Here is a 24,146-nt window from a genome sequence, read left to right as displayed (position 1 = left end):
AGGCCAAAGACCTCTCCCATGACAGCACCTTCGATTATGCCTTTGGCGGTGCCAAACTTTCTCAAGGCGATGAGCAGACCTGCTCGTTCGGCTGCACTCTTGGCAATAGCAGGAGTGGCGTATGAGGCGGAGGCGCTGCACATTGTGAGCTAGCTAGTCTTCAGTGCAGCGTGAACGGCCCCAATGCAGACCTAGACCGCCGAATCCGTGGTCGGGTCCGCTGAGGCCTGGGAGGCAAAGAGCCGACCAGCATCAACTTTCAAAGAACGTGCCGGCATTTCGTTCTTCGGCGCGGGCAAACGCCAGCGTGGCAATAGCGGTATCCTGAACACCGGTCCCTGTAAGATCGGCTATAGTGATGTCCGAGTCACTTCTACGGCCGGGTCTGGCACCCGCAACGACCTGACCTAGTTCCGAAAAATCAGCGTCACTTGCGACGAGACCTGCGTCGATGGCATGACGCAATTCACCCAGTCTTCGCGTTTGTTTGAGGCTGTCAGCCACGTAAACATCTGCCGCTCTGATAGCGATGGGGTCGATCTCGTTCTTATGTTCTGCGTCCGAACCCATGGCGGTCAGGTGCTGTCCGGGTTCGAGCCACGAGGCCTCGACAATCGGTCGGTCGGCGGGTGTCGTCGTGACGACGATCTGTGACCCGGCGATCGCGCTTCGCGGATCCAAAACCGCGGAAATGGAAAGATTTTGTCTGTCTCCAAGCTGCTCAACAAGCGCTTGCGCCCGCCGATAATCACGCGACCAAACGCGGATCTCTCGAATAGGTCTCACCAGCATGAGGGCCTCGAGTTGCAGCCTGGCCTGAACGCCCGCTCCGAAGACAGTTGCGATCGACGCGTCCTTCCGTGCCAGATGGTTTGCCGCGACAGCGCCGGCGGCCGCTGTGCGAACGTCGGTGAGGTAGCCATTGTCAAGCAAGAGAGCCTCCACCAAGCCGGTTTTGCTCGACAGCAAGACCATCAGACCATTGGTGCTCGGAAGCCCGATCTTCGGATTATCAAAGAAACCAGGGCTGACCTTGATGGCAAAGCTGCTCAAACCATGAATATAAGCCGTTTTCACATCGACTTCGCCCCTGCTGTCGGGCACGTCGAGGCGCAAAATCGGCGGCATCTGAACCGCGTTTTCCACGGCCAGTGCGCGGAAGGCGTTTTCAACGCAATTCACCGCATCCATGTCGAGCGGAACGATGGTTCGAAGCTCTGACTCGGTCAATATCCTGATTTTCCCCATCAGCGTCCCTCATCAATTGTGTCAAGGCCGTTGGCCACCTTCATGTGCAATGCCATGTCGATGTTCCCGCCTGAAAGAATGGCAACGATCGGGCCTTCAATCTGCGCCAGTTTACCTGAGAGCAGCGCAGCAATGCCGACCGCCCCCGCCCCCTCGATTATCTCACGCTCACACGCATAGGTGTGACGTATGCCTGCGGCTATCTCACGCTCGCTGACGAGCACCACGTCGTCGAGAAGGGTTTTGCACATCGGGTACGTCCAGGCATTGGCCAATCCGATGCCGCCTCCAAGCGAGTCTGCGAAACTTCGATGCTCTTCGACCTGGACCGGATGCCCCGCGTCGATGCTTGCCTTCATCGCCGCCCCCCTCTCCATAGTTATACCGATCACCTTGGCATGCGGTCGCACCGTCTTGACAGCCGCCGCGACACCTGCTGCCAAACCGCCGCCGGACAGGGGAATAAGAAGCGCGGCCACGTCAGGCATCGCCTCGACGATTTCAAGTCCGACGGTGCCCTGGCCGGCGATGATCCAGGGGTGATCAAAGGGGGGGATCATGCTGAGGCCCTCCTCCGCGACGAGACGATCAACCTCAACCTGCGCTTCATCCTGCGATGACCCGACGATCCGTACGCGAGCACCGAGCCGGCGGATTTCGGACACCTTGTTTTCCGGCACGAGGTGCGACATGCAAATGGTCGCTCGAGAGCCAATCGCGCCAGCGGCATAGGACAGCGCACGTCCGTGATTGCCTGTGGAAGCCGCAACAACGCCTCGATCCCGCTCGGATTGGGTGAGCTGCAACAGTGCGTTGGTTGCTCCACGAAGCTTGAAGCTTCCGGTCAACTGGCGATGCTCCAGCTTCAGGCTGACCTGCGTCCCGGCCAGTTCCGACAGCGCCGCCGACATGACGATAGGCGTGTTGCGGATGTGCTTGCTGATGCGCTCGCGCGCAAGTTCGATCGTTTCCAGACTAATCATGTCTGTTCACCTTGGCTCCGGCCTTTGCCAGTTTTTGTCGGCTGCGCGTAGCGCCAGCGCAGGGGCTTGATTGCAAGCCGATGGTAAGAACCTTGGCGCAACCGCGGACTTGCAGAAACGAGTGAGGCATCTGAACCTCAGCCCTTCAAGCGTCTGAGGAGCATCTTCCTGTCGTGCCGCGCGTACATCGAGTAAACGATAGGAATGAACCAGGGTTTGCCGTTGAAGAATGGCACGGCCTTGGGAGCGGCATCGAAATCGAACGCAGAGCGCGATTGTTCCCCGTCACCGAGGATCTTGAAAGCAGCCTTCTTACCAAGCCATCTGGCCCACACGACACCGGAGCCGCAATAGCCGGTCGCATAGACTGTATTTTCGCGCGAGAACATGCGCGGGATCATGTCGCGGTTCATGGCGACATAGCCGAACCAGCTGTGCGTAAGACCCATTCCTGCGAGTTCGGGAAAAAGCCGCGCAAGTTCGCTTTGCAGATGTGCAATCGGAGCGGCCGGGTCTCCTTCAGTCGTCCCGTCGCGTCCGCCGAACAAGATCCGCGATCCATCGTGCGACGGACGGTAATAGTAGCTGAGCTTACGCAGGTCGCCATACATCATGCGTGGCGGCATCAGCCGATCCATCATCTCCCTGTCGAGCGGCTCAGTCGCGATTATCCTGCTGCGGACAGGAACAAGGCGGCGACGGAGCCACGGGTCGAAACCGTCGGTGTAGCCATCAGTGCAGACAAGAAGCGTTCTGGCGAAAACCTCTCCGCGCTGCGTTTGAATTCGCACGCCTCCGGGCTCGCTAGTCGAACCGAGGACTGCGGTATTTTCATGTATGACCGCCGACGATGAACTTGCCAGATTGATCATGGCCGCAAGAAGCTTGGCCGGCTGCAGCCCACCGATGTCTTTGCGCACAAGGCCTCCGACATAAAGGTCAGTTCCGATGAACTTCGGAACATCGGCCCTTTCCACCGGAAATGCCTCAATGCCGAGATTCTGATGCAGAAAGTCTGCCTGACGACGGAGTTCGTCGGCTTCATCACCCGTCATGGCCCCGCTGAAAGCGCCGGACAGCGAGAAATCACATTCGATATTCTCGTCTCTGAGGAAGCGCCAGAGATCCTCTCGCGCCGCCTTGCCTTCCAGGAGAATGGCTTGCGCCCTCTCCTGCCCGAACCGCCTGACCAGATCCTTGCGCCCCGGGCGGATGCTTCCGCTGGCCATGCCCCCATTGCGACCCGATGCCGCGAGGCCTAGGGTCTGACGGTCGAACAGCTGGACATGCTTGCCGGCTCGCGCAAGTTCGAGGGCCGCCGACAAACCCGTGTACCCTCCCCCAACGATCGCCACGTCGCATGTCTTCTCGACGTTCCGTACTCGCAGCGAAGGAAATGAGCTGTCTTCCCACCAGTAAGGTGTCGACTTGATCGGATGTCGTTGAGCCTCGGTCATGGGAGCTTAAGTTCCGGAAAGATGACTTCAAGTGATGATGGCTTAGTCTCGGCAGACCCAAAGCTTTCGCGTCGTTTCGATCACTCTCCAGGTTCCGACGAAACCCGGATGCATGGCGAAAGCGTCGCCGGCAACGATGCGTCGCGGCTCACAGCCATCCTCAATCAATTCGGACACACCCGACAGAATGACACAGAATTCGAAAGTTTCGCCCTTGATCGAGCGGTAGGCGCCGGGCGTCGCTTCCCAGACGCCGGAGCGAACGACGCCGTCGGCAGTCTGCGCGATGTCCCAGGAGAGAAACTGCGGATTTCCCTCGACCAGCCTTTCAGGCGCGGGCTGGCCTTTACGCGGTTCAGGCAGATTGTTGTAGTCGACGAAAGTGAGTTTGGACATTGGAAGACCTTTCCTGGATCTGTTTATCGGGCAAACGACAGGCGCCGTTCGAGAAGTTTCAAACCCGTCAGAACGACGACGTTGATGGTGAGATAGAACGCTGCGGTGACCATGAAGATGTCCATGATCGCGAAAGTCTCGCTCATGAGCCGCTTCGCATATCCGGTGATTTCCAGAACGGTAATCGTTGACGCGAGGCTGGATTCCTTCACGATGATCGCCGCCTCGCTGCTATAAGCGGGAAGCGCCTGCCGCACGGCAAGCGGGAACTTCACCCTCCTGAAGACGTGCCACGGGTGCATGCCACAGGCTTCTGCCGCTTCGATAAGTCCTTTCGGCAGGGAGAGGAAAGCCGTGCGGAAAATCTCCGCCGTGTAGGCACCGGTGTTGAGCACCACGGCAAGGATTGCAGCGTTCAGCCCATCTCCGATCATCCACCATAAAATGGGGTTCTGACGAATAAAACTCACCTGGGCCAAGCCGTAATAGATGACGAAGACCTGGACCAGCATAGGCGTGCCGCGGAAGATCGCGCAGTAGGCGTCGCATACGCGGCGCAACACCCGGCTTCTCGAGCAGCGCGCGAGCCCGACGGCGACACCAAAGGGAAGCCCCATACCGACGCCGAATACGGCGATCAGCAACGTCGTCTTGGCACCTATGACAAGGAAGGGAACGGCATATGCAATTATTCCAAGATCCATGTCATCTTCCTCGGAAGCCGCGGTCGAGCGCACGTTCGGCGCTGAAAAACGCGGTTTGACTGACTGCGGTCATGCAGAAGAAGAGCGCCGCAGCGATGCAGTAGAAAAGCAACGGAGATCGCGTGATTCCTGCACCGATGGCAGCCGTCCTCATCAATTCCTGTAAGCCGACGACCGAGACGAGCGAAGTATCCTTGATCGTCATCTGCCAGACGTTGTTGATCCCGCCAAGCGCCAGCCGCAGTGCCAGTGGGAACGTGATGCGCATAAACGTTACACCTCTCGGCAAGGCGAGCGACTGAGCGGCTTCCAGCAGACCGTACGGCACCGCCTGAAGCGCACCCCGGATGACTTCGATCGAATAGGCGCACGAGATGACGGCAATCGCGATCACCCCGACGATGTAGGGGTATGCGTCATCAGCCGAGTCCTGGTAGCCGAACGCAGCCGTAATCGCCTTCACCCACTCGATGGACCCGAAAAACAGGAGATAGATGACCAGCAAGCCCGGAACGCCACGAACAAGAATGCTGTACCCGTCGACAAGTTGCGAGACGAACACGACCTTCCGCCAGCGCATGATGGCCAAGGGGGTTGCAACGAGAAAACCGAGTGCCATTCCGATCAAACCGATCACGATCGTGACGACACTTCCTTTCAGCAGAGCCAGCGCCCAACTCTGCTCCACCATCAACACCCAAAGGTCACCCAACATGGACACAATCCCCGTGACCTGCCCTGGGCCGTGCCAAGGCAGGCTTCATGTTCGAAACGATCACTTCTTGCAGGGAATCGTGTAGTCGTCCTGGAACCAATGCATCGAGGCTTCCCTGACCTTGCCATCGTTGATCATCTTGCAGAGGGCGGCATCGACCTTGGTCTTGAGTTCGGCATTGCCCTTGCGCATGCCGACTCCCATGCCATGGCCAAGAACGTCTGGGTCATCCATCGCCATGATCTTCAGGTCGATCCTGGTGAAGTTGGCTCCGTCGGGCGTTGCGAAAAAATCCATCCATGTCGGCGAATCCGCGAAGGCGACGTCGATACGGCCGCTCGCGAGATCGGCGGTGAGCTGCGTGACGGCGTCGTATGTCTTGAGATCGGCGCCGTGCATCCGCTTCTCCATGAACCTGGCGTAGGTCGTCCCCGTGACGACGCCGACACTCTTGCCCTGGAGGGCCTTTTCGATTTCGGCGAGGCTCTTGAGGCCTGCAAGCGGGGAGTCCTTGGCGACAGCGAAATAGAGGGGTGTTGTCGCATAGGGGATGGAGTAGTCGATCTTCTTCTGACGTTCGGCGGTGATACCAAGGCCGGAAATGATGACGTCAAAGCGATCCTTATCCATGGATGGCACCAGCGAGCTGAATGTCTGCACGACGAATTCACACTTCAGTTTCAGCTCGGCGCAGATGCCGTTGGCGATATCGGCGTCGAACCCGGTTACCTTGCCGCTCGGATCGGCCATGCTGAACTTCGGCGCATCGCCCTCCGTCCCGATGCGCAGAACGCCGTCCTTTGCCGACGCGCCCGTCGCCAGTGCGCAGACGAGAAGGCTGGTTGCGAATGCTGACTTGATGAGATTGCTGTTGATCATGATTGTTACCCCTTTTGGTTTTCGTTGCGCTTTTCAGGCGTTGGCCGCCATTACTGTAGAAAGAAACCGCTTCACCCCTTCCGTTGCGGGATTTCGAAACAGTTCCTTCGGCTCGTCATCCTGCTCAAGGCGGCCGTTTTGCAGGAATATCATCCGGTTCGACACATCGCGTGCGAACCGCATTTCATGCGTGACGAGGAGGATCGTAGCCCCCGCTTCCGCCAGCGCCCTTATGACTTTTAGCACTTCACCCACGAGCTCGGGGTCCAGTGCGGATGTCGGCTCATCGCACAGCATGAGTTTTGGCTTCATTGCCAGAACACGCGCGATTGCGACGCGTTGTTGCTGCCCGCCCGACAGCTGTTGCGGGTAGCGGTCACGGAAACTCGCCATGCCGACTTTCGACAAGGCCGAGAGCGCAACCTCTTCGGCGTCTTTCTTCCCGAGTTTCAGCACCCAAACGAGTGCCTCGGTCACGTTGGACAGGACGCTCAGATGAGGCCAGAGATTGAAGTTCTGGAACACCATGCCGATCTGTCTGCGAAGGTTCCTGATATCGCGACCGTTGACGATCTGCCTTCGGCCGCGCTCGTCATTGACGACTGAGACGGACTGACCGATGCACTCGATCCGACCTGATGTCGGCGTCTCCAGAAAATTGATACAGCGAAGTGCGGTGCTTTTTCCACATCCGGACGACCCGATCAGAGAAATGACCTCACCTTCTCTCATGTCGAAGCTGATACCATCCAGCACCTTCGTCGATCCAAACGTCTTTGTGAGTTCGTGAACCTTTAGAATTGCGTTCATTGGCAAAGCCTCAGACGATTGCCCATCCGTTATCCCGCCACCAGTCCTTGGGAGTCCAGCTCCCGCAGCACCTCGTCAACGGCAGCCCTTGCGATCGCAACCATTTCGTCGATTTCCGCTTCCGTCATCACAAGCGGCGGTGCAAAGCCCAGAATGTCTCCATGCGGCATTGCGCGCGCAATGAGGTTGCGATTTCGGGCGGCTTGGGAGATGCGCGCGCCGACCTTCAGGCCTGGATCGAACGAAGCCCGGCTACCGCGATCGGAAACGAACTCGATGGCGGCAAGCATGCCGACACCACGAACTTCCCCGACGATCGGGTTCTGCTCGAACTCTGCTTTCAACCGTTGCAAAAGATAAGCGCCTTTCGTCGCGGACTGTCCGGCAAGATTTTCGCGCTCGACGATATCAAGCACTGCGTTCGCCGCCGCGGCGCCGATCGGATGACCGGAATAGGTGTAACCGTGTGAGAAGGAGCCCACACGCGGCGTCGCCTGCTCCATCACCTCGTAGACTTTCTGCGAAACGATGGCCGCCGACAGCGGCACATAGGCTGATGTCAAGCCCTTGGCGACGGTGATCAGATCGGGATCCATACCGTATAGATCCGAACCGAACATTGCACCGGTGCGGCCAAACCCGCACACCACCTCGTCGGCAATCAGCAGCACGTCGTACTTCTTCAGCACAGCTTGGATTTTCGGCCAGTATCCTGCCGGCGGCGGTGTAATGCCTCCCGTTCCAAGGACCGGCTCCGCTATCAAGGCGCCGACAGTGTCCTGTCCTTCGGCGAGAATGAGCCCTTCCAGTTCATCAGCGCGACGCTGTGAAAAGGCTTCTTCGGTCTCGCCAGGCATCGCACCGCGATAGAAATGCGGGACGCCGGTACGCAGAATCCCCGAAACCGGTAGGTCCATATGATCGTGGTAAAAGCTCAAGCCTGTCATGGAACCGGAAACCACGGAACATCCATGATAGCCACGCTCACGCGAGATGATCTTCTTCTTTTGCGCTTTCCCGCGAAGATTGTTGTAATACCAGACGATCTTCGCCTGCGTCTCGTTCGCGTCCGAACCGGACAGTCCGTAGAAGACCTTGGACATGTTGCCTGGCGCCATCCGCACCAGTCGGTCCGAAAGTCGCGCGAGTTCCTCGGTCGTGTGGGCGGCGTAGGAATGGTAATAGGCGAGCTTGTAGGCCTGCCGGGCGATCGCTTCGGCGACTTCGGTGCGACCGTAGCCGACATTCACGCAATAGAGGCCCGCAAACCCGTCCAGGTATTCCCGGCCGGATGCGTCGCGGATACGAACGCCTTTTCCAGTCTCGACGATGGTAGGATCGGTCTCTCCAGCGGCGTAATTCTTAAGGTATGTGAACGGATGCAGAACGGTCCTGCGGTCCATGTCAGCTATTTCAACAATGTTGGTCATTTCTCAATTCCTCATGCAGCGAGGTCATCGTCGGGTTGAACGTTTCTGCCGCCTCTGTCTTGTCCGTGAAGCGTAGAAGTATTGAGACGATGAATTCCGGCGTAAGTGTTGCCTTGGCGAGGGATTCCTGCTTTTTATGGGTATGAAACGAGGAAATCCTGCGGAGTTTCCCATGCAGCTCGATCGCCTAGATGCGCGTCTTCTCAGTATCGTGCAGGTTCATAACAGGCACAGCAGCGAGGAGCTCGGCGCGATGGTTGGTCTTTCGGCCACTGCGGTGCAGCGCCGCCTGAAGCGGCTGCGTGAGGCCGGAGTGATTGAGGCGGAGGTTGCGGTTGTGAAACCCAAATCTGTCGGCCGGCCAATCGCAATGCTGGTACTGGTCACGCTGGAGCGCGAAAGAGCCGACATCGTCGACCGGTTCAAGCAATCGATTCGGCAGACGCCAGAAGTGATGAACGGCTACTATGTAACAGGAGATGCGGATTTCGTCCTGATTGTCACTGCCGAGAGCATGGAGGACTATGAGGTTTTCACCCGCAAGTTCTTCTATGAAAATCCCGACATCAAGGGGTTCAAGACAATGGTGGTCATGGACCGGGTCAAGACAGGCTTTTCAGTTCCGATCGACTTTGATCACTTCTCCTGAGGTTTCCGCCGACGGACGCTCAGACGCGTCGACTTTGCGCGAAGATTGATACATCGACGCATTGCATGGGCGAGTGGGCTTCTCGCCCGACCACTTGTCCGCCCGAGTGCGGGCCGGACGGAAGCGGCAAGCGGTCAGCATCATGAGCAAAATGTACGGCAGATTGGTCTGTTTGTGCCGTTCCGACTGAGCGATTTGCATCGCATCGTATGCGCACAAATCGCTTCATCGGAGGAAACCACATGAAGATCTACAATATTGCCCTAATCGGATTTGGCGGCGTCAACCGTGCCTTGACCGAGCTCATCGCGACAAAGGGCCCGCTTTGGGAACGGGACCTTGGTTTCCGCCTGAACATCGTTGCGGTCAGCGATCTCAATCTGGGCTCGGTCATTTCGCCCAACGGCCTGGATGCCAAGACCCTCGTGGAGGCGAATTTCGCGAAGGGCGGGTTCGCTCGGCTCTCCGGCGGCAGCGCCGAGGCTGACAACGAAGCCATCATCAAGACGGCGCCTGCCGACATCATTGTGGAGGCGACATATACGAATCCGGCCGACGGCGAGCCGGCGGTTTCGCACTGCCGTTGGGCTTTGAACTCGGGCAAGCACGTCGTCACTACGAACAAAGGACCTGTTGCAATCGCTGCTCGGGAACTGAAGGCCCTTGCCGAGGCGAACAGCGTTCATTTCGAGTATGAGGGCTCCGTCATGAGCGGCACGCCCGTCATAAGGATGGCAGAGAAGACCCTCGCTGGTGCCGAGATCAAAGGGTTCGAAGGAATCCTCAACGGCACATCGAACTTCGTCCTCGGCCGCATGGAGGAGGGTCTCGACTTCGCCAGCGCTATCACGGAAGCGCAGGCGCTGGGCTATGCCGAAGCCGATCCGACCGCTGACGTCGAAGGTTTAGACGTTCGCCTGAAAGTCGTGATCCTGGCAAATGAGCTGCTGGGAGCAAATCTCAAGCCGGAGGATGTCTCCTGCAACGGTATCTCCAAGCTTTCTCCCTCCGACATACAAGCAGCTGCCAAGGCCAAAAGCCGTTGGAAACTGGTCGGGTCAGCAGTTCGCAATGCCGACGGGACGATAACCGGCAGTGTCGCGCCCAAACAGCTTGCCCTCGAACATCCGCTCGCCGGCGTCAACGGCGCTACCAACGCAGTATCGTTGAACACAGAGCTTCTCGGTCCCGTCACCGTGAGCGGCCCGGGCGCCGGTCGAATAGAAACCGCCTACGCACTGCTGTCCGACATCGTGGCTATACATAATGCGCAGTCGGCAAATTTCGCCAAGGAGGCAGCGTGATGCCCGGTCTCGCCTTGAAACCCGCCTCTTCCAACGAGATCATCGTCACTAATCCGTTCGACGGCAGTTTTGTCGGCGCCATCGGAGAGACCAGTGCCGAGGCTGTGGACCTGTTGCTCGAACGGGCCAGTCGCGGCGCGCAGATTGCCCGGTCGCTCCCCCGCCACCAGCGCTCTGCTATTCTCGAAAGGGCCGCAGCCACCGTCGAAGAACGCAAGGAGGAGTTCGCGCTCCTGATCGTACGGGAGGCGGGGAAGACGATTGCCCAGGCCCGCAAGGAGGCGACACGTTGTGTCAACACACTGAAACTCTCCGCCGAAGAAGCCAAGCGCAATGCTGGCGAAGTCATTCCGTTTGATGCCTATGCGGGCTCTGAATCGCGTCAGGGCTGGTACACCCGGGAGCCGCTAGGAATCATCGCGGCAATCACGCCCTACAACGACCCGCTCAATCTCGTGGCGCACAAGCTTGGCCCTGCCATCGCCGGCGCAAACGCGGTACTGCTGAAGCCATCGGAGCTTACGCCTCTATCGGCGATCAAGCTGGTGGAGGTCCTGATCGAAAGCGGCTTGCCGGAGGAGATCATCACGGTCGCTGTCGGCGGCGCCGACCTGGGCAAGGCACTTGTTTCGGCCAAAGACGTTCGCATGATCTCCTTTACAGGGGGATTCGTCACGGGCGAGGCCATTGCAAGATCTGCGGGCATCAAGAAGCTCGCAATGGATCTCGGTGGCAATGCGCCGGTTATCGTGATGGAAAATAGCGATGTTCAGGCCGCCGTGGAAGATTGCGTGTCAGGCGCCTTCTGGGCGGCTGGCCAGAATTGCATCGGAACGCAGCGGATTCTGGTTCAGCGCTCGGTCTATGAACGATTCAAGACCGAGTTCGTGGCCCGAACCGTCCGGATGAAGACCGGCGATCCGATGAATTCTGAGACCGATATGGGCCCCATGATCTCCGAAAGCGCGGTGAACCGCGCCGTCGCCATGGTGGAACGAGCAATCGCTGCCGGCGCGACGCTGCTCTGCGGTCACAAGCCGGCCGGCACACTCTATCCCCCGACCGTCCTGGAAAATGTGCCGGCCACGTGCGACGTACTGAACGAGGAAGTCTTCGCCCCGGTGGTCATGCTGCAGCCGTTCGATGAACTTGAAGAGGCAATAGAGCTGGCCAACAAGCTGGAATACAGCCTCCATGCCGGAATCTTTACCAACGATCTTGCCAATGCCCTCGAGGCCGCCAAGCGGATCGATGCCGGCGGCGTCATGATCAACCAGTCGTCCGACTATCGGTTCGACGCAATGCCGTTTGGCGGATTCAAATATGGCAGCATGGGACGCGAAGGCGTGCGCTTTGCTTATGAGGACATGACCCAGCCGAAGGTCGTCTGCATCACGTCACTGCAGCACTGATCGCCGACGCCGGCGCCAGTTTGAACCCATCGTCGTCATTGGAAGTCAAGATGTTCAAAGGATCCATCACTGCCCTTGTCACCCCTTTTGCCGATGGGGAAGTCGATGAGATTGCCCTCCGCAGCCTCATTGAATGGCAGATCGCCGAAGGCACGTCAGGGCTTGTCCCCTGTGGAACAACGGGGGAAAGCCCGACCCTCAGCCATGCCGAACATAAGCGAGTCGTGGAAATCGCGATCGCGGCAGCGAATGGTCGGGTTCCGGTCATTGCCGGCGCCGGCTCCAACAGCACCGAGGAAGCGATCGGCTTCGTGCGGCACGCACAGGAGGCCGGCGCGGACGGTTTGCTGATCGTTGCGCCCTACTACAATAAACCCACCCAAGAGGGAATCTATCAGCACTTCAAGGCCATCGACGCTGAAGCTACGGTTCCGATCATTGTCTACAACATCCCGGGTCGGAGTGTAATCGACATTGAAGTCGCAACGCTTGCCCAAATTTTCAGGGATTGTCCGAACGTCAAGGGTGTCAAAGATGCGACGGGCAATCTCCTGCGACCGTCGCTGGAGCGTATGGCCTGCGGCAATGAGTTCAATCTTCTGACCGGCGAAGACGGCACAGCGCTGGGTTACATGGCCCATGGCGGCCACGGTTGCATTTCCGTGACCGCGAACGTTGCTCCCCGGCTGTGTGCAGACTTCCAGCGGGCATGCCAGAAAGGCGACTTCGCGGCGGCACTGGCTCTTCAGGATCGACTGATGCCCCTGCATCACGCGCTATTCCTCGAGACCAGCCCGGCTGGGGTGAAATTCGCGCTAGCGCACCTCTCGAAGATCCGCGGTGACCTGCGCCTTCCTCTCGTGGAGGTGAGCCATCCTGTTAAAGAGGTTATTACTTATGCCATGGGCCACGCCGGAATTCTGGACTAGGGGATTGGTGAATGGGAATTGAACGAATAGAGACCGATTTGATCGGCCCCCTCCCTGTCCCCGGTGACGTTCTCTACGGTGTCCATACGCGTCGAGCCGAGCTTAACTTCACCGTTTCAGGCCTTCGCCTGAAGGACTTCCCAGAACTCATTCAGTCTATGGCTATGGTCAAGAAAGCGGCGGCGTATGCAAACGCCGAGCTTGGCCTGCTGTCAGCGGAGAAAGCGTCGGCGATCTCAGAGGCTTGCGATGAGCTCATCGAGCTGAAATGCGTTGATGAGAACTTCCCTGTCGATATGATGCAGGGTGGCGCCGGAACGTCCACCAACATGAACGTCAATGAGGTTGTTGCGAACCTGGCGCTCTTGAAGCTCGGTGCGAATGTGGGGGACTATGACAAGCTTCATCCGAATGATGACGTGAACCTCTCCCAATCGACAAACGATGTCTATCCGACCGCACTGCGTCTGACCATTCTTCGTGCTTGCGAAGGGCTGATCGAGTCCCAGGTCGGGCTGCGCGACGCATTCCGCGCCAAGGCATGTGAGTATGCGACTGCGTTGAAGGTCGGCCGCACTCAGTTGCAGGACGCCGTCCCAATGACAGTCGGGCAGGAATTTGATGCGTTCGCCGAGCTGATCGACGAAGACATCAACCAGCTCCAGTCCGCCTCCAGGTTGTTGAAAGAGGTTAATCTCGGCGGATCTGCAATTGGAACATCGATCAACGTCCCCCGCGGCTTTCCAGCCGCGGCGTGCATCCACCTCACACAGATTTCTGGTATCCAGCTCATCCGAGCTCGAAATCTGATTGAGGCCACCTCAGACACCGGTGGTTTCGTTTCCATCTCCAGTGTCCTCAAGCGAATTGCTGCGAAGCTGACAAAGGTCTGCAACGATCTGCGGCTCCTGAGCAGTGGCCCTAGGGGCGGCCTGGGGGAAATCCGACTTCCGCCCGTCCAGGCTGGCTCCTCGATCATGCCCGGCAAAGTCAACGCCGTCATTCCGGAAATGATGAACCAAATCGCATTTCAGGTTATCGGAAATGATCTCACTGTCACCTTGGCGGCAAGCGCGGGGCAGTTGCAACTCAATGCGATGGAACCGGTGATCATCCTCAACATCCTTCAGTCTATGCGGATGTTGACGCGGGGCATGGAAATTTTCAAGCAGCGGTGCGTCGCTGGCATTGAGGTTGACGTCGACCGTTGCAAGGACCTCCTCGACCAGTCTCTTGTCCTTGCAACGCCGTTGGCGATGCTTATCGGCTACAATAAGGCGGCGCAGCTTTCCAACAAGGCGCTGGCCGAAAAGCGGGGGCTGCGGCAGGTCGTTGAAGAAGAAGGGATCTTAGCCTCCAGTCAAGTGGAAGAGATCTTTGAAGGTAGCGCAGCCTTCGCAAATTCCTAATGGTTCATCGGCCGCATAAGGGTAAGAAATGGCTGTTTTTACCGAGCTTTCTGACGAAGATCGCCAACTCATTGCGGCCGCCTATGGCTTTACGTCGCTTCTGTCGGTGATTGGCATTGCAGACGGCGACTCCGAAACGACCTATCTGTTTCGGACTACAGAAGGCGAATTCATCGTCACGCTTTTTGAGAACGGAGCCCAACCTTCAGATCTGGAAAGGGCCTTCGAAACCATGGAGGCGCTTTATCGACATGGCGTCCCCTGCCCGAAGCCGCTCCGCACTGTCGACGGCCACGCCACGTCTCGGGCCGCCGATCGATTGGTTGCCATCGTCAGCTTCGTACCCGGCGCCTCACCCACATTTGCAAACCCGGCAAAATGTCTCAGCCTGGGCCGTGTCATGGCTGAAATGCACACCGTCCTGGAACGAAAAGCGAAGAGCAAAGCGACGGATCTTCCCACTGGCGCAATTCATGGCGCATTGGTCCTGGAGAACGTCTTTTTCCTCGGAGAGGAAGTCAGCGGAGTCATCAACTTCAGGCTTCGGCACGAGGACGCCCTCGTGTCGGAGCTTGCTGATGCGCTTGTCGGTTGGGCGGGCGAAATCAGCGGAGAGCTGAACAAAGAGCGGGCGCGAGCGCTGCTGCAGGGTTATCAGGGAGTCCGCGGCCTGACCGATGCGGAAAGGACGGCGCTGCCAGGGTTCATAATGGCCTCGACGTCAAAGCGATTTGCGAGCAAGCAGGAAAGAACATTACTACCGGAAATCGCCGTGTTAGCTTATCGGTCCGTAACTCCCGACATTCTAGGCTAAGCGGCCCGGCTCAATATCCATGAAATATCTTCTCGACCGAACTGACGAACAGATACTTGTCGAATTGAAGGCCAATGCCCGGATCTCGCATGCGGAGTTGTCGGCGAAGGTAAACCTTTCTCGCAACGCCGTGAGGGTGCGAATCGAACGTCTCGAACGAGAAGGCTTCATCAAGGGATATACAATCGTCACCGGGGATGGAGGAAATAGCCAAAACGTCACAACCGCATTGATTTTCGTCTATCGGCACGATCGCATGCGGGGCGGCGAAGTCATTCAGGCGCTGCGGAAGATCCCAGAAGTCGTTGCTTGCGACGTTATGACCGGTGATTTCGATCTCCTCGTGCGGGTCGAGTCCCCCGAGGCCGACCGCATCCGCCAGATTTGGCAGTTGATTGCCGAGATGCCCGGCGTGCGCGATACACTAACTGCGTTCGCCCTCTCCTCGGTAATCCGGAGATAATCACGCGTGACTGGGTAAGCGCGGGCAGGTGTCCGACCGCCGGTAGGAACTCGATTGGCGGACCATGCTGCTCCTTGACGAACATCAGCAAAATAGCCCGCCATCCGCTCTATGCGAGCGCATTGTGATCGGTCCGGCGGGAAGGCCCATCCGAGCTGTTGCTTACTTGGTGAAGTTCGAATGAAGACGCTCCTAGCTAGACGGCGCACGGCTTGACATCGTCAAGCGGACTTTTCCTTGTGGATCAGGAATTGAAGCCGGCGTCTTTGGCTCCTGAGTTCGTGTCGTCGCCCTCACACGGCGGAGAGTAACTTCTCCGCCGTTTTACCGCTCGTTGTTGTCCAGGCAGGTCGGTCGCTACGCTCGCATACCCGAGGCGGCGCTGGTTAGTTGACAGTGACGTAGATCTTGCGGACCGTCTCCACGGTGCGCCAGGTGCCGATGAATCCCGGTTTCATCACGAAACTATCGCCTGCTTTGTAGGTCACCGGTTCACCGCCATCCGGGGTGATTTCCACGACGCCTTGAAGGATGTGGCAGAATTCGAATGTCTCTCCCTTGACGGAGCGCGTCAGGCCCGGTGTCGCCTCCCAGACGCCGGTGTGAATCATGTCGTCTCGCGCAACGTCCTGGGGCCAGCTCTTGAAAGAAGGACTGCCGGAGATCAGGCGTTCCGGCCCAGGCTTTGACTCACGTGGTTTTTCCGTGCTGTTGGGTACTATGGTCTTGAGGAGGGACATTTTTTCTCCTTGCTCTCCTGGTTGCAGCTTCAATAACCGCGCTCACGGTCTATGAGCCCGATCGGGTCGAGACCGTCGCGAAGCCGTTTGATGTTGTCGATGACGGCGCCGGCCGCCGTCTCTGCTTGCGTGACGCTTGCGATGTGCGGCGTCAGGATGATCTTCGGATGCCTCCAGAAACGATGTTCTGGGGGCAAGGGCTCAGGTTCAGTGACATCGATGACCGCACCCGACAGATGTCCGTCATCGAGAGCCGCAATAAGCGCGTCATGATCGAGTTGCGCACCGCGCCCCACGTGGACGAGCGCCGCGCCCGCTGGAAGGGTCGCGAAGACCCCGGCGTCGAGTAGTCCTTGCGTCTCCTGGGTCAGCGGCAGGAGACAGATCAGGATATCGGTGCGCGCAAGGAACGGCATGAGCCCGTCCGGGCCGTGATAGCAATCAAGGCTATCCACTTGTCGTTTTGAGCGGCTCCACGCGGCAAGTGGAAAGCCGAACGGTTTCAGTCGCTCAATAACGGCCTGGGCGAGCATGCCAAGGCCAAGGATACCGATCCGCTGATCACCAGCTTGCCGCACAGGAAGCGGAAGCCAGGCGGCGTCGGCCTGCTGTTCGATATAGGCCTTCAACTTGCGGTGCAGGGCGAGCACGGCGAGCGTGACATATTCTTGCATCATCCGCACGATACCATCCTCGACCATGCGGACGAGCATGACGTTTGGCGGAAGGGTCTCTGGCTTGAATTGATCGACGCCGGCCCCGATCGAGAAGACAACCTTCAAGTTGCTGAAACGATGGAGATCGGGCGGCGCAGTCCACGTGAGAATGTACCGGATTTCGTCCGGATCGCGCTCCGAAATATCCATCACGAAGGGCAGCTCGGGAAGGTCGCGTGCAAAAGCCTCGGCGAAGACGCGGCCTCTTTCTCGATCTGAGTTGAACCAGAAAACCATGAAGCTCTCCTACTGTTGCAGCGTCTTGGCAAGCCGCAGGATCATCTCTTCGCAGGCAGCGAGTTCGTCCAGGCGGATGAACTCGTCAGCGCGGTGGGCGCGGGAGATGTCCCCGGGACCACAGATGATCGCGTCGATGCCGGCTGCCTGATAGAGTCCGGCCTCGGTGCCGTAGCTGACGGCAGCCAAGGTCTGAGCTGAGGTCAGCTCCTCCATCAGCCGAGCGAGCGGCGTGTCCGCACCAAGCGAAAGCGCGGGATAGGTGCTGCTGGTTTCCCACGTGACGCGGAAACCGTCTTTCGCCAAGGCCTCGGCCGTTGCCTTGATCTGTTCCAGGAGAACTATTGGCGACACGCCAGGCACGGCGCGGGCTTCCAATTCCATGATGCAGACATCCGGGATGATGTTGACGCTGCGTCCGCCTGTGATCGTTCCGATCTGCAGCGTAGAATAGGGCGGCTCAAAATTTCGATCCAACCCGCTGTCTCGCAGGGCATCGACGGTCTTCAGCGTCGCACTCATCACCGCAGTCATGGCGTGGATCGCGTTCAGGCCCTTATCAGGGCGCGACGAATGACCGGCCGTGCCATGGATTTCGATGCGGGCGGCGGCCTTCCCCTTGTGGCCGCGGATCGCCACCATACTGCTTGGTTCACCGATAATTGCTCCCAAAGGAGGAGCGCACAGGTTCCCGATCTGCTGCAACATATGCGGTACGCCGCGGCAGCCAGCTTCCTCGTCATACGAAAAGGCGAAGTGAATCGGGCGCCTCAATGGCATTTTCGCTATAGTGGGAAGGCAGGCAAGCGCGGCGGCGAGAAACCCCTTCATGTCGGAGGCACCCCTGCCAAAAAGCCGATCTCCCTCAGCCCGCAGTCGGAAGGGATCCGACGTCCAAGTCCGTTCGGAGGCCGAAACGACATCCATATGCCCGGAAAGAATATAGCCGGGCTCATCTTTGGGGCCGATCGTGGCGAACAGGTTTGCCCTATCCCCTTCCGGCCCCGGCAAGACAGTCACGGTGGCGCCATGACTTTCGAGATAGGTCTTCACCCATGTGACGATGTCGCCGTTCGCAGCCCCGACGACGGACGGAAAGCCAACCAGCTGCTCCAGTATGTTCTTGGCATTCACCTCAGGTTCTCCATCATGTCTAGGGCAAAACGCGGTACTTGCGACCTCTGCCCGCAAGACAGCTCCGTTCGGAGCAGCGGTCGCGCGGTCGTCGTTGGGAGGATCCCTTCCGGTCCAGAGCAGCCAAATCGGCGCCGACGCATTCCCTCATACAGTTTCCAACTGGCACCCGCTGAATACTGCCGAGTCCAGCCCTTCAGGCGGATAAACCAACGTCGCCAGCCTCATTGAATCCGATAACCAGCCTGATCTCACCTTGTCGCCAAGCCATAAAGATGGCAATTAATCATCCATGAATGTTCACTTCAGGTACACATTAATGCTCACGTCCGACGATCTTGCCTTTTTTTCGGTCCTCACAGCCTCCAAATCCCTGGCTGAAAGCGCGAGAAAGCTCAACGTCACCCCTCCGGCGGTGACCCAGCGCCTTCGCGCGCTTGAAGAGAAAGTCGGGGTGAGGCTGATCGACCGCTCCGGACGCCACCTGCGTCTTACCGAAGAGGGCTCATTGGTCGCTTCTCACAGCGTCATCGTCAGCGATGCCATAGACTCGCTTGCCGAAGCCTTGGCTGATCGCAAGGGTGCGGTCCGCGGGCACCTCAGGGTCGCAGCACCTCACGGTTTTGGCAGGATCTACGTGGCCCCGGTCGTGGAGGCGTTTGCTCGAGAGCATCGTGGTGCCACCGCTACCCTGCAACTGTCCGACCATCCCACTGCATTGATCGTTGACAGTTATGAGGTGGTTGTTCACATCGGGGCGTCCGCGCATCTGGATCAAGTGGTGACGACGCTGGCGCCGAACAAGCGAATTCTCTGCGCAAGCCCCGAATACCTCGCTTCGGCTGCGCCCATTTCTACGCCCGCCGATCTGGCGCAACATCGCTGTCTTGTGGTTCGCGAAAATGAGGAGGACGTAACGCTCTGGCGGTTCAAGGGATTGCGGCAGGAAACTGCGACAGTGCGCGTCAACCCGGTCATGTCGAGCAATGATGGCGCCGTTATTCGGCATTGGGCGCTGGCGGGTCAAGGCATCATGATGCGCTCCGAATGGGCCGTTGCAGAAGACCTGGCTGAGGGACGGCTGAGGCAGGTACTTCCCAATTGGAAGCTGCCGTCGGCCGATATCGTCGCCATCCTCGGATCACGGCACGGACGAAGTGCCCGCACCGCCGCTTTCCTGACAATGCTTCGTCAGTCGCTCAAACCACTGCCCTGGAGAGCCGATCCTCCGGAGAAGGCTGGTCAATAACCGAGGATCGATTTCGTCTCGAGATACTCTTCAAGCCCGTATACGCCATATTCGCGGCCGTTGCCCGACCGTTTGTAGCCACCGAAGGCGGCCGCTCCGTCCCAAGCCGGATAGTTGATATGGACCTGACCGGCACGAATGCGAGTGGCGACGCGGCGTGCCCGCTCCGGGTCTGAAGACTGAACATGGGCGCCCAATCCATAGATGGTGTCGTTAGCAATCGCGATTGCCTCTTCCTCGTCCTTGTAGGGCATGATCGAAAGGACAGGACCGAAGATTTCTTCACGAGCAATCCGCATGTGGGGCGTCACCTCGGAAAAGATTGTCGGTTGCGTGAAAAAGCCGCTATCAAGGCCGGCCGGCCGACCCAACCCGCCGCACAGCAGTTTGGCGCCGTCATCGATACCGGCCTGAATCATGACCTGTACCCGCTCGAACTGAGCACGATTGGCGATGGGGCCCATTTCCGTCGCCGGATCAAGCGGCGCGCCGACGCGGATGGCACGCGCAGTGGCGCTAGCCAATTCCTCGACCTCACCGAGCCGATCTGCGGGCACAAGCATGCGCGTCGGGGCGCTGCACGACTGGCCGACGTTGCGCATGCCCGCCAATACGCCCTTTGCTACCGCCTCTCTGAAATCTGCATCGGCGAGCAAAATGTTCGGTGACTTGCCGCCCAGTTCCTGCACCACCCGCTTCACAGTCGGTGCTGCCGCCTGTGCGACGAGCACCCCTGCGCGTGTGGACCCGGTGATCGAGATCATGTCGACTTCCGGATGGCTGGCAAGCGCTGCGCCTACGCTCTCGCCAGTGCCGTTGACCAGATTGAAAACGCCCGGCGGAGTGCCGGCATCATGCATCAGTTGGGCAAAGAGCAGAGCGCTATAAGGTGACAGCTCACTGGGCTTGAGGACGATGGTGCAGCCTGCTGCGATGGCCGGAGCGACCTTAGCCGTGATCTGGTAAAGTGGCCAGTTCCAAGGTGTGATCAGCGCGCAAACTCCGATCGCTTCCTTGACGGTTGCGGTGCGCCGATCAACTGTCGTGAATTGGTACTGCTTGAGAACCTCCATCTGGACACGAATGTGCTCGGCGGCAAACGGAACCTGAGAAGCCCGCGCGAAGCTGATCGCCGCCCCCATCTCCAGAACGAGCGCTTCCGCGAACGTATCGGCTCTTTCTTTCAGCAGAGAATGCATCCTGCCGAGCAGACCAAGTCTCTCCGACACAGAAGTTTGAGAAAAGGCGGCGAAGGCCTGCCGCGCTGCTGCAACCGCGAGATCGACGTCGTTAGCCCCGCCCGCAGCGATATGCCCAACAACCTGCTCCGAGGCGGGATTGACGACAGGCAGTCGGGCTGCATCCATAGCTTTCTGCCACTTCCCGCCAAAATAGAACTGGTTCTCGCATTCGCTCAGCATAATTTCACCTCACAACATTGCGGTCATTCCGAGCTGCCTTGAGAACGATGCCCGGAAAGACGTACGGGTGACAATTTACGTGGCGTGAATGGTTGCTTAAGGAGCAGGTTAACAAACGTGGATTTCCGGCGTGGCGAAGGCGGTTAAGTTCCTTCCTCAAAGGCCGCGCAGGCCACCCAGATGCGCGGCTCTTCAACCTTTCCACGACGTGCTGGACGAGATGTATTTACCACCGCGGCTGCGGCCGTTGAGAACCGGAAGACGCGCGGTCGTCTTAGGGTGCGGACTCCATGCTCGGCATAGGTCTGCCCCATCATCGCGACATCCGACAGTAGACTGGGGCTACCAGCGCTATCTCTCTCGGTTTCGATGCGTAATCTGGGGTATCGCCGCATATGAACTTCGGCAGCCAGATGACCGTGGACGTCCGGAATCTCGATTGCCTGCGGGAGTTCTTTCTGATTGGATAAAATGGCCGTGGCAACCAGTTCTCTGAGGGCTTCGCCGGCCTCTTCGCTTGCTGCGCCCAAGTCCAGGAATGTCTCACCGTCCGAGTCGGGCACGACGTAATCAGCGTGTTTATGTAAAAATAATAGGTGGGCAACGGCCTGCACTCCCCATCTCCGGTCGTTCCCGTGCCTGGCAATCACCTGCACGTTGGCGACTGAGAAGGAGGCTTCCAGGACAGGCTTTCGCAGGGGACAATTCCCTGCAGTGTGTCGCCAAACCACATATTCACCTGCAGCTTCCGCCGAGGTAGAATACATCAGCAATTAGGATTAAGGAGCAGCCTCAACAATCCATCCTCATCCTTCACGCCGTGCTGATATGACTGAATAATTCGAGAGGCTAGGTCCTGGCGCTCCGCGTCCGCAGTGATCTTCTTCACCAATGTGACGTGATCGAACACCCTCTGACAAAGGGCAACTTCGTCATCATTCAGCACGCCTTGGGTTTGGAATACCTGGGACAGGATCATAACGCCCTCACCCCCTTTACGAAGGGTAGGGCGCAAGCGCGATGGTTCAACCCGTCTCACGGCTTGCGTTTGGGCCTGCGGCCGCCGTCAATTCTTCGAGGCGTCGGGCCGCGCGGAGCGTCGCTTGGGAGCAGACCGAAAACCTGCCTCCGCACGACCCAACTCTGGGATAGGTGGATCGCTAGGTGGAAAGGCACCCGGCGTCCACTGAAAAAACCTTATTGCCTCGCCGCAGTTCCCGGTCTTTACAAAAACGCCCCTCATTTCTTGCGGGGGCCGCATGATCGGAATAGCAGAGGTGTGGCAGTCCCATGCGCATAAGTGCAGTTGACCACGATATTTCCAGCTGCCGTTCTTGCGGCAAGAAATCCCCGCTTTCGCGGGGATTAATAGGTGGCGCGTTTCTTAGGCATTGCGCATCTAGGCGCTGCATAACTATTCTGGCCGTGGAGGGTATGTCGGCTTATAACATCGGCATTGAGGGATGTCTGAGGGGTCAGCCGGTGTGGATTGCCAGCAAATCAGCATAGACTGTCTGATTGCTCGCCAGCACCGGATGGCCATGCAGCAAAGCTTCGCCTTCAGCCGGGAAGGCTAGATGGGTTCCACCGGCCTCCTTGACGAGGCAGTATCCGGCCATGCAGTCCCAGGCACGCATATGGGGCTCGTAATAGCCAACAAGCCGGCCAGCGGCCACATAGGCGAGCATCAGGGCACCGGAACCGTTGCGGATGAAATTCCCGCCTTTGTCAAGCACAGCAGCGACAATCGCGCCTACCCGCTCCGGGGTGACATAGGAGTTGCAGCCGATGCCGGTCATCGCATTCTGTAAAGTCCGCGATGGGTCGAGGCTCAGGGTTTTGCCATTCAGGCTCGCTCCCATGCCCGCTGCCGCTGCATAGAGTTCGCCATCGCATGGCGCGTGGATCACGCCGATCACCGGCACGCCGCGGTGCAGAACGGCAATCGATACACACCAAGTTGGCATGCCATTCACGAAGGGAGCCGTTCCGTCGATCGGATCAACCACCCATGTCAATCCCGACTGCCCTTGCTGAAAACCGTATTCCTCACCAAGAAATCCATCTGCAGGAAAGGCTTCTGCCACGCGCTGTCGCAGGAGCGTCTCGACATCGCGGTCGGCAATTGACACGACATCCTGCAAATTCCGCTTCGTCTCGATCACCAGCGTCTCGCGGCCGTTGAAATAATCGAGCGCCATGGCGCCCGCCTCCTGCGCAATGGCTTTGGCGAGGGCGAAGCGTGTATCAAGTTCCGTCTCGTACGACATAATGCTGGTACTCCATGTGATGGTTCTTGTCGTTGGCTGTTTCAGACGAGGCGCCGCAGGCGAAGGCGAGCGAAGCGAGCGTACAACTGAATTTTCAGGCATTGATCTGCAAGCTGTCGCCTCTGTTCGTGCCGCATTGCCGCTCATGGGCATCGATGCAGTTCACGTCAATGGCGCTCATACCCGCCCGTCGGGCCGATTCAAGGCCTTGTTCGCTATCTTCGAACACGACGCACAGGTCCGGGTTTACTCCCAATAAACCGGCCGCGTGCAAAAACAGGTCTGGCGCCGGCTTTGGATGCGCCACGTCATCGATCGTGACAATGTGGTCGAAATGCGTCCACAGACCCGTCCCTTCCAGCGTCGCCGTTACAATCTCACGAGAACCGCCCGATGCAACGGCCATTGGAAGCAAGCCCGCCAACCGGCGAACGGTTGCAGCAACTGCACCAACTTCGAGCACCTTGTGCACATTCTGGAGAAAATGCGATCGCATGGCGGTGATGACGGATTCGCGATTAAGCACGACGTCGAAATCTCGCTCGAAGGCGTCCATGAGAACGCCTTCGGACATTCCTGCCTGGAGCAAATACCAATCCCGGTTCATCGGCTTGCCGGAAAGTGAAAGGCCGGCCGCCCATGCGTCCGCATAAATAGGCGGCGTGTCAACGAGTGTACCGTCGCAATCAAAAATAACAGCCTCGAAATCATTTTCGAGCGACAGAATATCAATCATTCCTATTCCTTCAGACGGGTGGGACATTGATTTGAAGCGGA

At 58.5% G+C, this 24,146-nt stretch carries 25 protein-coding genes; 8 read left to right on the top strand and 17 right to left on the bottom strand.

From position 1 onward, the window contains the following. Positions 1 to 252: 252 nt before the first annotated feature. The 9 genes from AC13QO_RS24425 to AC13QO_RS24385 all read right to left on the bottom strand — a co-directional run bounded on the left by AC13QO_RS24425 (position 253) and on the right by AC13QO_RS24385 (position 8,622). A complete protein-coding gene (locus AC13QO_RS24425; protein ID WP_488542114.1) occupies positions 253 to 1,248 on the bottom strand; it encodes a cyclodeaminase in 996 nt (331 codons plus the stop codon). Continuing rightward, a complete protein-coding gene (gene eutB / locus AC13QO_RS24420; protein WP_488542113.1) occupies positions 1,248 to 2,231 on the bottom strand; it encodes a hydroxyectoine utilization dehydratase EutB in 984 nt (327 codons plus the stop codon). The genes AC13QO_RS24425 and eutB overlap by 1 nt, the downstream gene beginning before the upstream one ends. A 137-nt stretch (positions 2,232 to 2,368) precedes the next feature. After that, positions 2,369 to 3,688 carry an NAD(P)/FAD-dependent oxidoreductase gene (locus AC13QO_RS24415; RefSeq protein ID WP_488542112.1) on the bottom strand — a complete coding sequence of 440 codons (1,320 nt, stop codon included), beginning with the start codon at positions 3,686 to 3,688 and terminating at the stop codon, positions 2,369 to 2,371. A gap of 42 nt (positions 3,689 to 3,730) precedes the next feature. Further along, the gene (locus tag AC13QO_RS24410) at positions 3,731 to 4,084 is read right to left on the bottom strand and encodes a cupin domain-containing protein (RefSeq protein WP_092754245.1); all 354 of its coding nucleotides are present in this window, start codon (positions 4,082 to 4,084) and stop codon (positions 3,731 to 3,733) included. A 23-nt stretch (positions 4,085 to 4,107) separates the two neighbouring features. Beyond that, positions 4,108 to 4,788 (bottom strand): ABC transporter permease, encoded by a 681-nt coding sequence (locus tag AC13QO_RS24405; RefSeq protein WP_285194940.1) that lies wholly within the window; start codon positions 4,786 to 4,788, stop codon positions 4,108 to 4,110. 1 nt (position 4,789) lies between these two features. Further along, positions 4,790 to 5,503 carry an ABC transporter permease subunit gene (locus tag AC13QO_RS24400; RefSeq protein WP_488542111.1) on the bottom strand — a complete coding sequence of 238 codons (714 nt, stop codon included), beginning with the start codon at positions 5,501 to 5,503 and terminating at the stop codon, positions 4,790 to 4,792. 60 nt (positions 5,504 to 5,563) lie between these two features. Further along, a complete protein-coding gene (locus AC13QO_RS24395) occupies positions 5,564 to 6,382 on the bottom strand; it encodes a transporter substrate-binding domain-containing protein (protein WP_285194942.1) in 819 nt (272 codons plus the stop codon). A 33-nt stretch (positions 6,383 to 6,415) separates the two neighbouring features. Next, positions 6,416 to 7,192 (bottom strand): amino acid ABC transporter ATP-binding protein, encoded by a 777-nt coding sequence (locus tag AC13QO_RS24390; RefSeq protein WP_488542110.1) that lies wholly within the window; start codon positions 7,190 to 7,192, stop codon positions 6,416 to 6,418. 29 nt (positions 7,193 to 7,221) lie between these two features. Beyond that, the gene (locus AC13QO_RS24385; protein ID WP_285194944.1) at positions 7,222 to 8,622 is read right to left on the bottom strand and encodes an aspartate aminotransferase family protein; all 1,401 of its coding nucleotides are present in this window, start codon (positions 8,620 to 8,622) and stop codon (positions 7,222 to 7,224) included. Between the two features lie 172 nt (positions 8,623 to 8,794). On the opposite strand from AC13QO_RS24385, the gene AC13QO_RS24380 reads away from it, so the two are divergent. From AC13QO_RS24380 to AC13QO_RS24350, 7 genes are all read left to right on the top strand, one after another. Next, on the top strand, positions 8,795 to 9,271 hold the full coding sequence (locus AC13QO_RS24380) for an Lrp/AsnC family transcriptional regulator (protein ID WP_125846413.1): 477 nt from the start codon (positions 8,795 to 8,797) through the stop codon (positions 9,269 to 9,271). A 242-nt stretch (positions 9,272 to 9,513) separates the two neighbouring features. Beyond that, complete coding sequence (locus AC13QO_RS24375; protein ID WP_488542109.1) at positions 9,514 to 10,575, top strand: homoserine dehydrogenase; 1,062 nt, start codon at positions 9,514 to 9,516, stop codon at positions 10,573 to 10,575. After that, complete coding sequence (locus AC13QO_RS24370; protein ID WP_488542108.1) at positions 10,575 to 11,987, top strand: aldehyde dehydrogenase family protein; 1,413 nt, start codon at positions 10,575 to 10,577, stop codon at positions 11,985 to 11,987. Before AC13QO_RS24375 ends, AC13QO_RS24370 begins: the two co-directional genes overlap by 1 nt. Before the next feature lie 50 nt (positions 11,988 to 12,037). Beyond that, a complete protein-coding gene (dapA, locus tag AC13QO_RS24365; RefSeq protein ID WP_488542107.1) occupies positions 12,038 to 12,916 on the top strand; it encodes a 4-hydroxy-tetrahydrodipicolinate synthase in 879 nt (292 codons plus the stop codon). Positions 12,917 to 12,927: 11 nt separating this feature from the next. Continuing rightward, positions 12,928 to 14,325: an aspartate ammonia-lyase gene (locus tag AC13QO_RS24360; RefSeq protein WP_488542106.1), complete on the top strand. Its 1,398-nt coding sequence runs from the start codon at positions 12,928 to 12,930 to the stop codon at positions 14,323 to 14,325. 28 nt (positions 14,326 to 14,353) lie between these two features. Next, a complete protein-coding gene (locus AC13QO_RS24355) occupies positions 14,354 to 15,139 on the top strand; it encodes a homoserine kinase (RefSeq protein ID WP_285194949.1) in 786 nt (261 codons plus the stop codon). 19 nt (positions 15,140 to 15,158) lie between these two features. Continuing rightward, the gene (locus AC13QO_RS24350; RefSeq protein WP_285194950.1) at positions 15,159 to 15,602 is read left to right on the top strand and encodes an Lrp/AsnC family transcriptional regulator; all 444 of its coding nucleotides are present in this window, start codon (positions 15,159 to 15,161) and stop codon (positions 15,600 to 15,602) included. A gap of 386 nt (positions 15,603 to 15,988) precedes the next feature. Here the strand turns inward: AC13QO_RS24350 and AC13QO_RS24345 are convergent, their stop codons facing one another. From AC13QO_RS24345 to argE, 3 genes are read right to left on the bottom strand one after another with little or no spacing between them, the layout of a single operon-like run. Continuing rightward, positions 15,989 to 16,342 carry a cupin domain-containing protein gene (locus AC13QO_RS24345; protein WP_488542105.1) on the bottom strand — a complete coding sequence of 118 codons (354 nt, stop codon included), beginning with the start codon at positions 16,340 to 16,342 and terminating at the stop codon, positions 15,989 to 15,991. Between the two features lie 29 nt (positions 16,343 to 16,371). After that, positions 16,372 to 17,295: a 2-hydroxyacid dehydrogenase gene (locus AC13QO_RS24340; protein ID WP_488542104.1), complete on the bottom strand. Its 924-nt coding sequence runs from the start codon at positions 17,293 to 17,295 to the stop codon at positions 16,372 to 16,374. A gap of 9 nt (positions 17,296 to 17,304) precedes the next feature. Then, complete coding sequence (gene argE, locus AC13QO_RS24335; protein ID WP_488542103.1) at positions 17,305 to 18,429, bottom strand: acetylornithine deacetylase; 1,125 nt, start codon at positions 18,427 to 18,429, stop codon at positions 17,305 to 17,307. Positions 18,430 to 18,748: 319 nt separating this feature from the next. Between argE and AC13QO_RS24330 the strand changes: the two genes are divergently transcribed. Next, entirely contained in the window at positions 18,749 to 19,678 is a 930-nt protein-coding gene (locus AC13QO_RS24330; RefSeq protein WP_488542102.1) for a LysR family transcriptional regulator, read from the top strand. Here AC13QO_RS24330 and AC13QO_RS24325 read toward each other — a convergent pair. The 5 genes from AC13QO_RS24325 to AC13QO_RS24305 form a co-directional block, all read right to left on the bottom strand. Continuing rightward, complete coding sequence (locus tag AC13QO_RS24325; RefSeq protein ID WP_285194955.1) at positions 19,672 to 21,099, bottom strand: aldehyde dehydrogenase family protein; 1,428 nt, start codon at positions 21,097 to 21,099, stop codon at positions 19,672 to 19,674. The genes AC13QO_RS24330 and AC13QO_RS24325 overlap by 7 nt on opposite strands. A 143-nt stretch (positions 21,100 to 21,242) precedes the next feature. Further along, entirely contained in the window at positions 21,243 to 21,713 is a 471-nt protein-coding gene (locus AC13QO_RS24320) for a DUF6894 family protein (RefSeq protein WP_488542101.1), read from the bottom strand. Between the two features lie 152 nt (positions 21,714 to 21,865). Further along, the gene (locus tag AC13QO_RS24315; RefSeq protein ID WP_285194956.1) at positions 21,866 to 22,078 is read right to left on the bottom strand and encodes a hypothetical protein; all 213 of its coding nucleotides are present in this window, start codon (positions 22,076 to 22,078) and stop codon (positions 21,866 to 21,868) included. 496 nt (positions 22,079 to 22,574) lie between these two features. Beyond that, the gene (locus AC13QO_RS24310; RefSeq protein ID WP_488542100.1) at positions 22,575 to 23,369 is read right to left on the bottom strand and encodes an inositol monophosphatase family protein; all 795 of its coding nucleotides are present in this window, start codon (positions 23,367 to 23,369) and stop codon (positions 22,575 to 22,577) included. A 94-nt stretch (positions 23,370 to 23,463) separates the two neighbouring features. After that, entirely contained in the window at positions 23,464 to 24,105 is a 642-nt protein-coding gene (locus AC13QO_RS24305) for an HAD family hydrolase (protein ID WP_488542099.1), read from the bottom strand. Between the last annotated feature and the right edge of the window lie 41 nt (positions 24,106 to 24,146).

It is taken from the genome of Rhizobium sp. CNPSo 3670 (assembly GCF_057784555.1).
This window is presented reverse-complemented; position numbering and strand designations above follow the sequence as displayed.

Coding starts and splice junctions, on each gene's coding strand:
- AC13QO_RS24360 (WP_488542106.1), top strand. CDS start 12,928: ATGGGAATTGAACGAATAGAGACCGATTTGATCGGCCCCCTCCCTGTC.
- AC13QO_RS24370 (WP_488542108.1), top strand. CDS start 10,575: ATGCCCGGTCTCGCCTTGAAACCCGCCTCTTCCAACGAGATCATCGTC.
- AC13QO_RS24405 (WP_285194940.1), bottom strand. CDS start 4,788: ATGGATCTTGGAATAATTGCATATGCCGTTCCCTTCCTTGTCATAGGT.
- AC13QO_RS24415 (WP_488542112.1), bottom strand. CDS start 3,688: ATGACCGAGGCTCAACGACATCCGATCAAGTCGACACCTTACTGGTGG.
- AC13QO_RS24380 (WP_125846413.1), top strand. CDS start 8,795: ATGCAGCTCGATCGCCTAGATGCGCGTCTTCTCAGTATCGTGCAGGTT.
- AC13QO_RS24315 (WP_285194956.1), bottom strand. CDS start 22,078: ATGATCCTGTCCCAGGTATTCCAAACCCAAGGCGTGCTGAATGATGAC.
- AC13QO_RS24390 (WP_488542110.1), bottom strand. CDS start 7,192: ATGAACGCAATTCTAAAGGTTCACGAACTCACAAAGACGTTTGGATCG.
- AC13QO_RS24425 (WP_488542114.1), bottom strand. CDS start 1,248: ATGGGGAAAATCAGGATATTGACCGAGTCAGAGCTTCGAACCATCGTT.
- AC13QO_RS24310 (WP_488542100.1), bottom strand. CDS start 23,369: ATGTCGTACGAGACGGAACTTGATACACGCTTCGCCCTCGCCAAAGCC.
- AC13QO_RS24325 (WP_285194955.1), bottom strand. CDS start 21,099: ATGCTGAGCGAATGCGAGAACCAGTTCTATTTTGGCGGGAAGTGGCAG.
- AC13QO_RS24345 (WP_488542105.1), bottom strand. CDS start 16,342: ATGTCCCTCCTCAAGACCATAGTACCCAACAGCACGGAAAAACCACGT.
- dapA (WP_488542107.1), top strand. CDS start 12,038: ATGTTCAAAGGATCCATCACTGCCCTTGTCACCCCTTTTGCCGATGGG.
- AC13QO_RS24355 (WP_285194949.1), top strand. CDS start 14,354: ATGGCTGTTTTTACCGAGCTTTCTGACGAAGATCGCCAACTCATTGCG.
- AC13QO_RS24410 (WP_092754245.1), bottom strand. CDS start 4,084: ATGTCCAAACTCACTTTCGTCGACTACAACAATCTGCCTGAACCGCGT.
- AC13QO_RS24395 (WP_285194942.1), bottom strand. CDS start 6,382: ATGATCAACAGCAATCTCATCAAGTCAGCATTCGCAACCAGCCTTCTC.
- AC13QO_RS24305 (WP_488542099.1), bottom strand. CDS start 24,105: ATGATTGATATTCTGTCGCTCGAAAATGATTTCGAGGCTGTTATTTTT.
- AC13QO_RS24330 (WP_488542102.1), top strand. CDS start 18,749: ATGCTCACGTCCGACGATCTTGCCTTTTTTTCGGTCCTCACAGCCTCC.
- eutB (WP_488542113.1), bottom strand. CDS start 2,231: ATGATTAGTCTGGAAACGATCGAACTTGCGCGCGAGCGCATCAGCAAG.
- AC13QO_RS24375 (WP_488542109.1), top strand. CDS start 9,514: ATGAAGATCTACAATATTGCCCTAATCGGATTTGGCGGCGTCAACCGT.
- AC13QO_RS24350 (WP_285194950.1), top strand. CDS start 15,159: ATGAAATATCTTCTCGACCGAACTGACGAACAGATACTTGTCGAATTG.
- AC13QO_RS24400 (WP_488542111.1), bottom strand. CDS start 5,503: ATGTTGGGTGACCTTTGGGTGTTGATGGTGGAGCAGAGTTGGGCGCTG.
- AC13QO_RS24385 (WP_285194944.1), bottom strand. CDS start 8,622: ATGACCAACATTGTTGAAATAGCTGACATGGACCGCAGGACCGTTCTG.
- AC13QO_RS24340 (WP_488542104.1), bottom strand. CDS start 17,295: ATGGTTTTCTGGTTCAACTCAGATCGAGAAAGAGGCCGCGTCTTCGCC.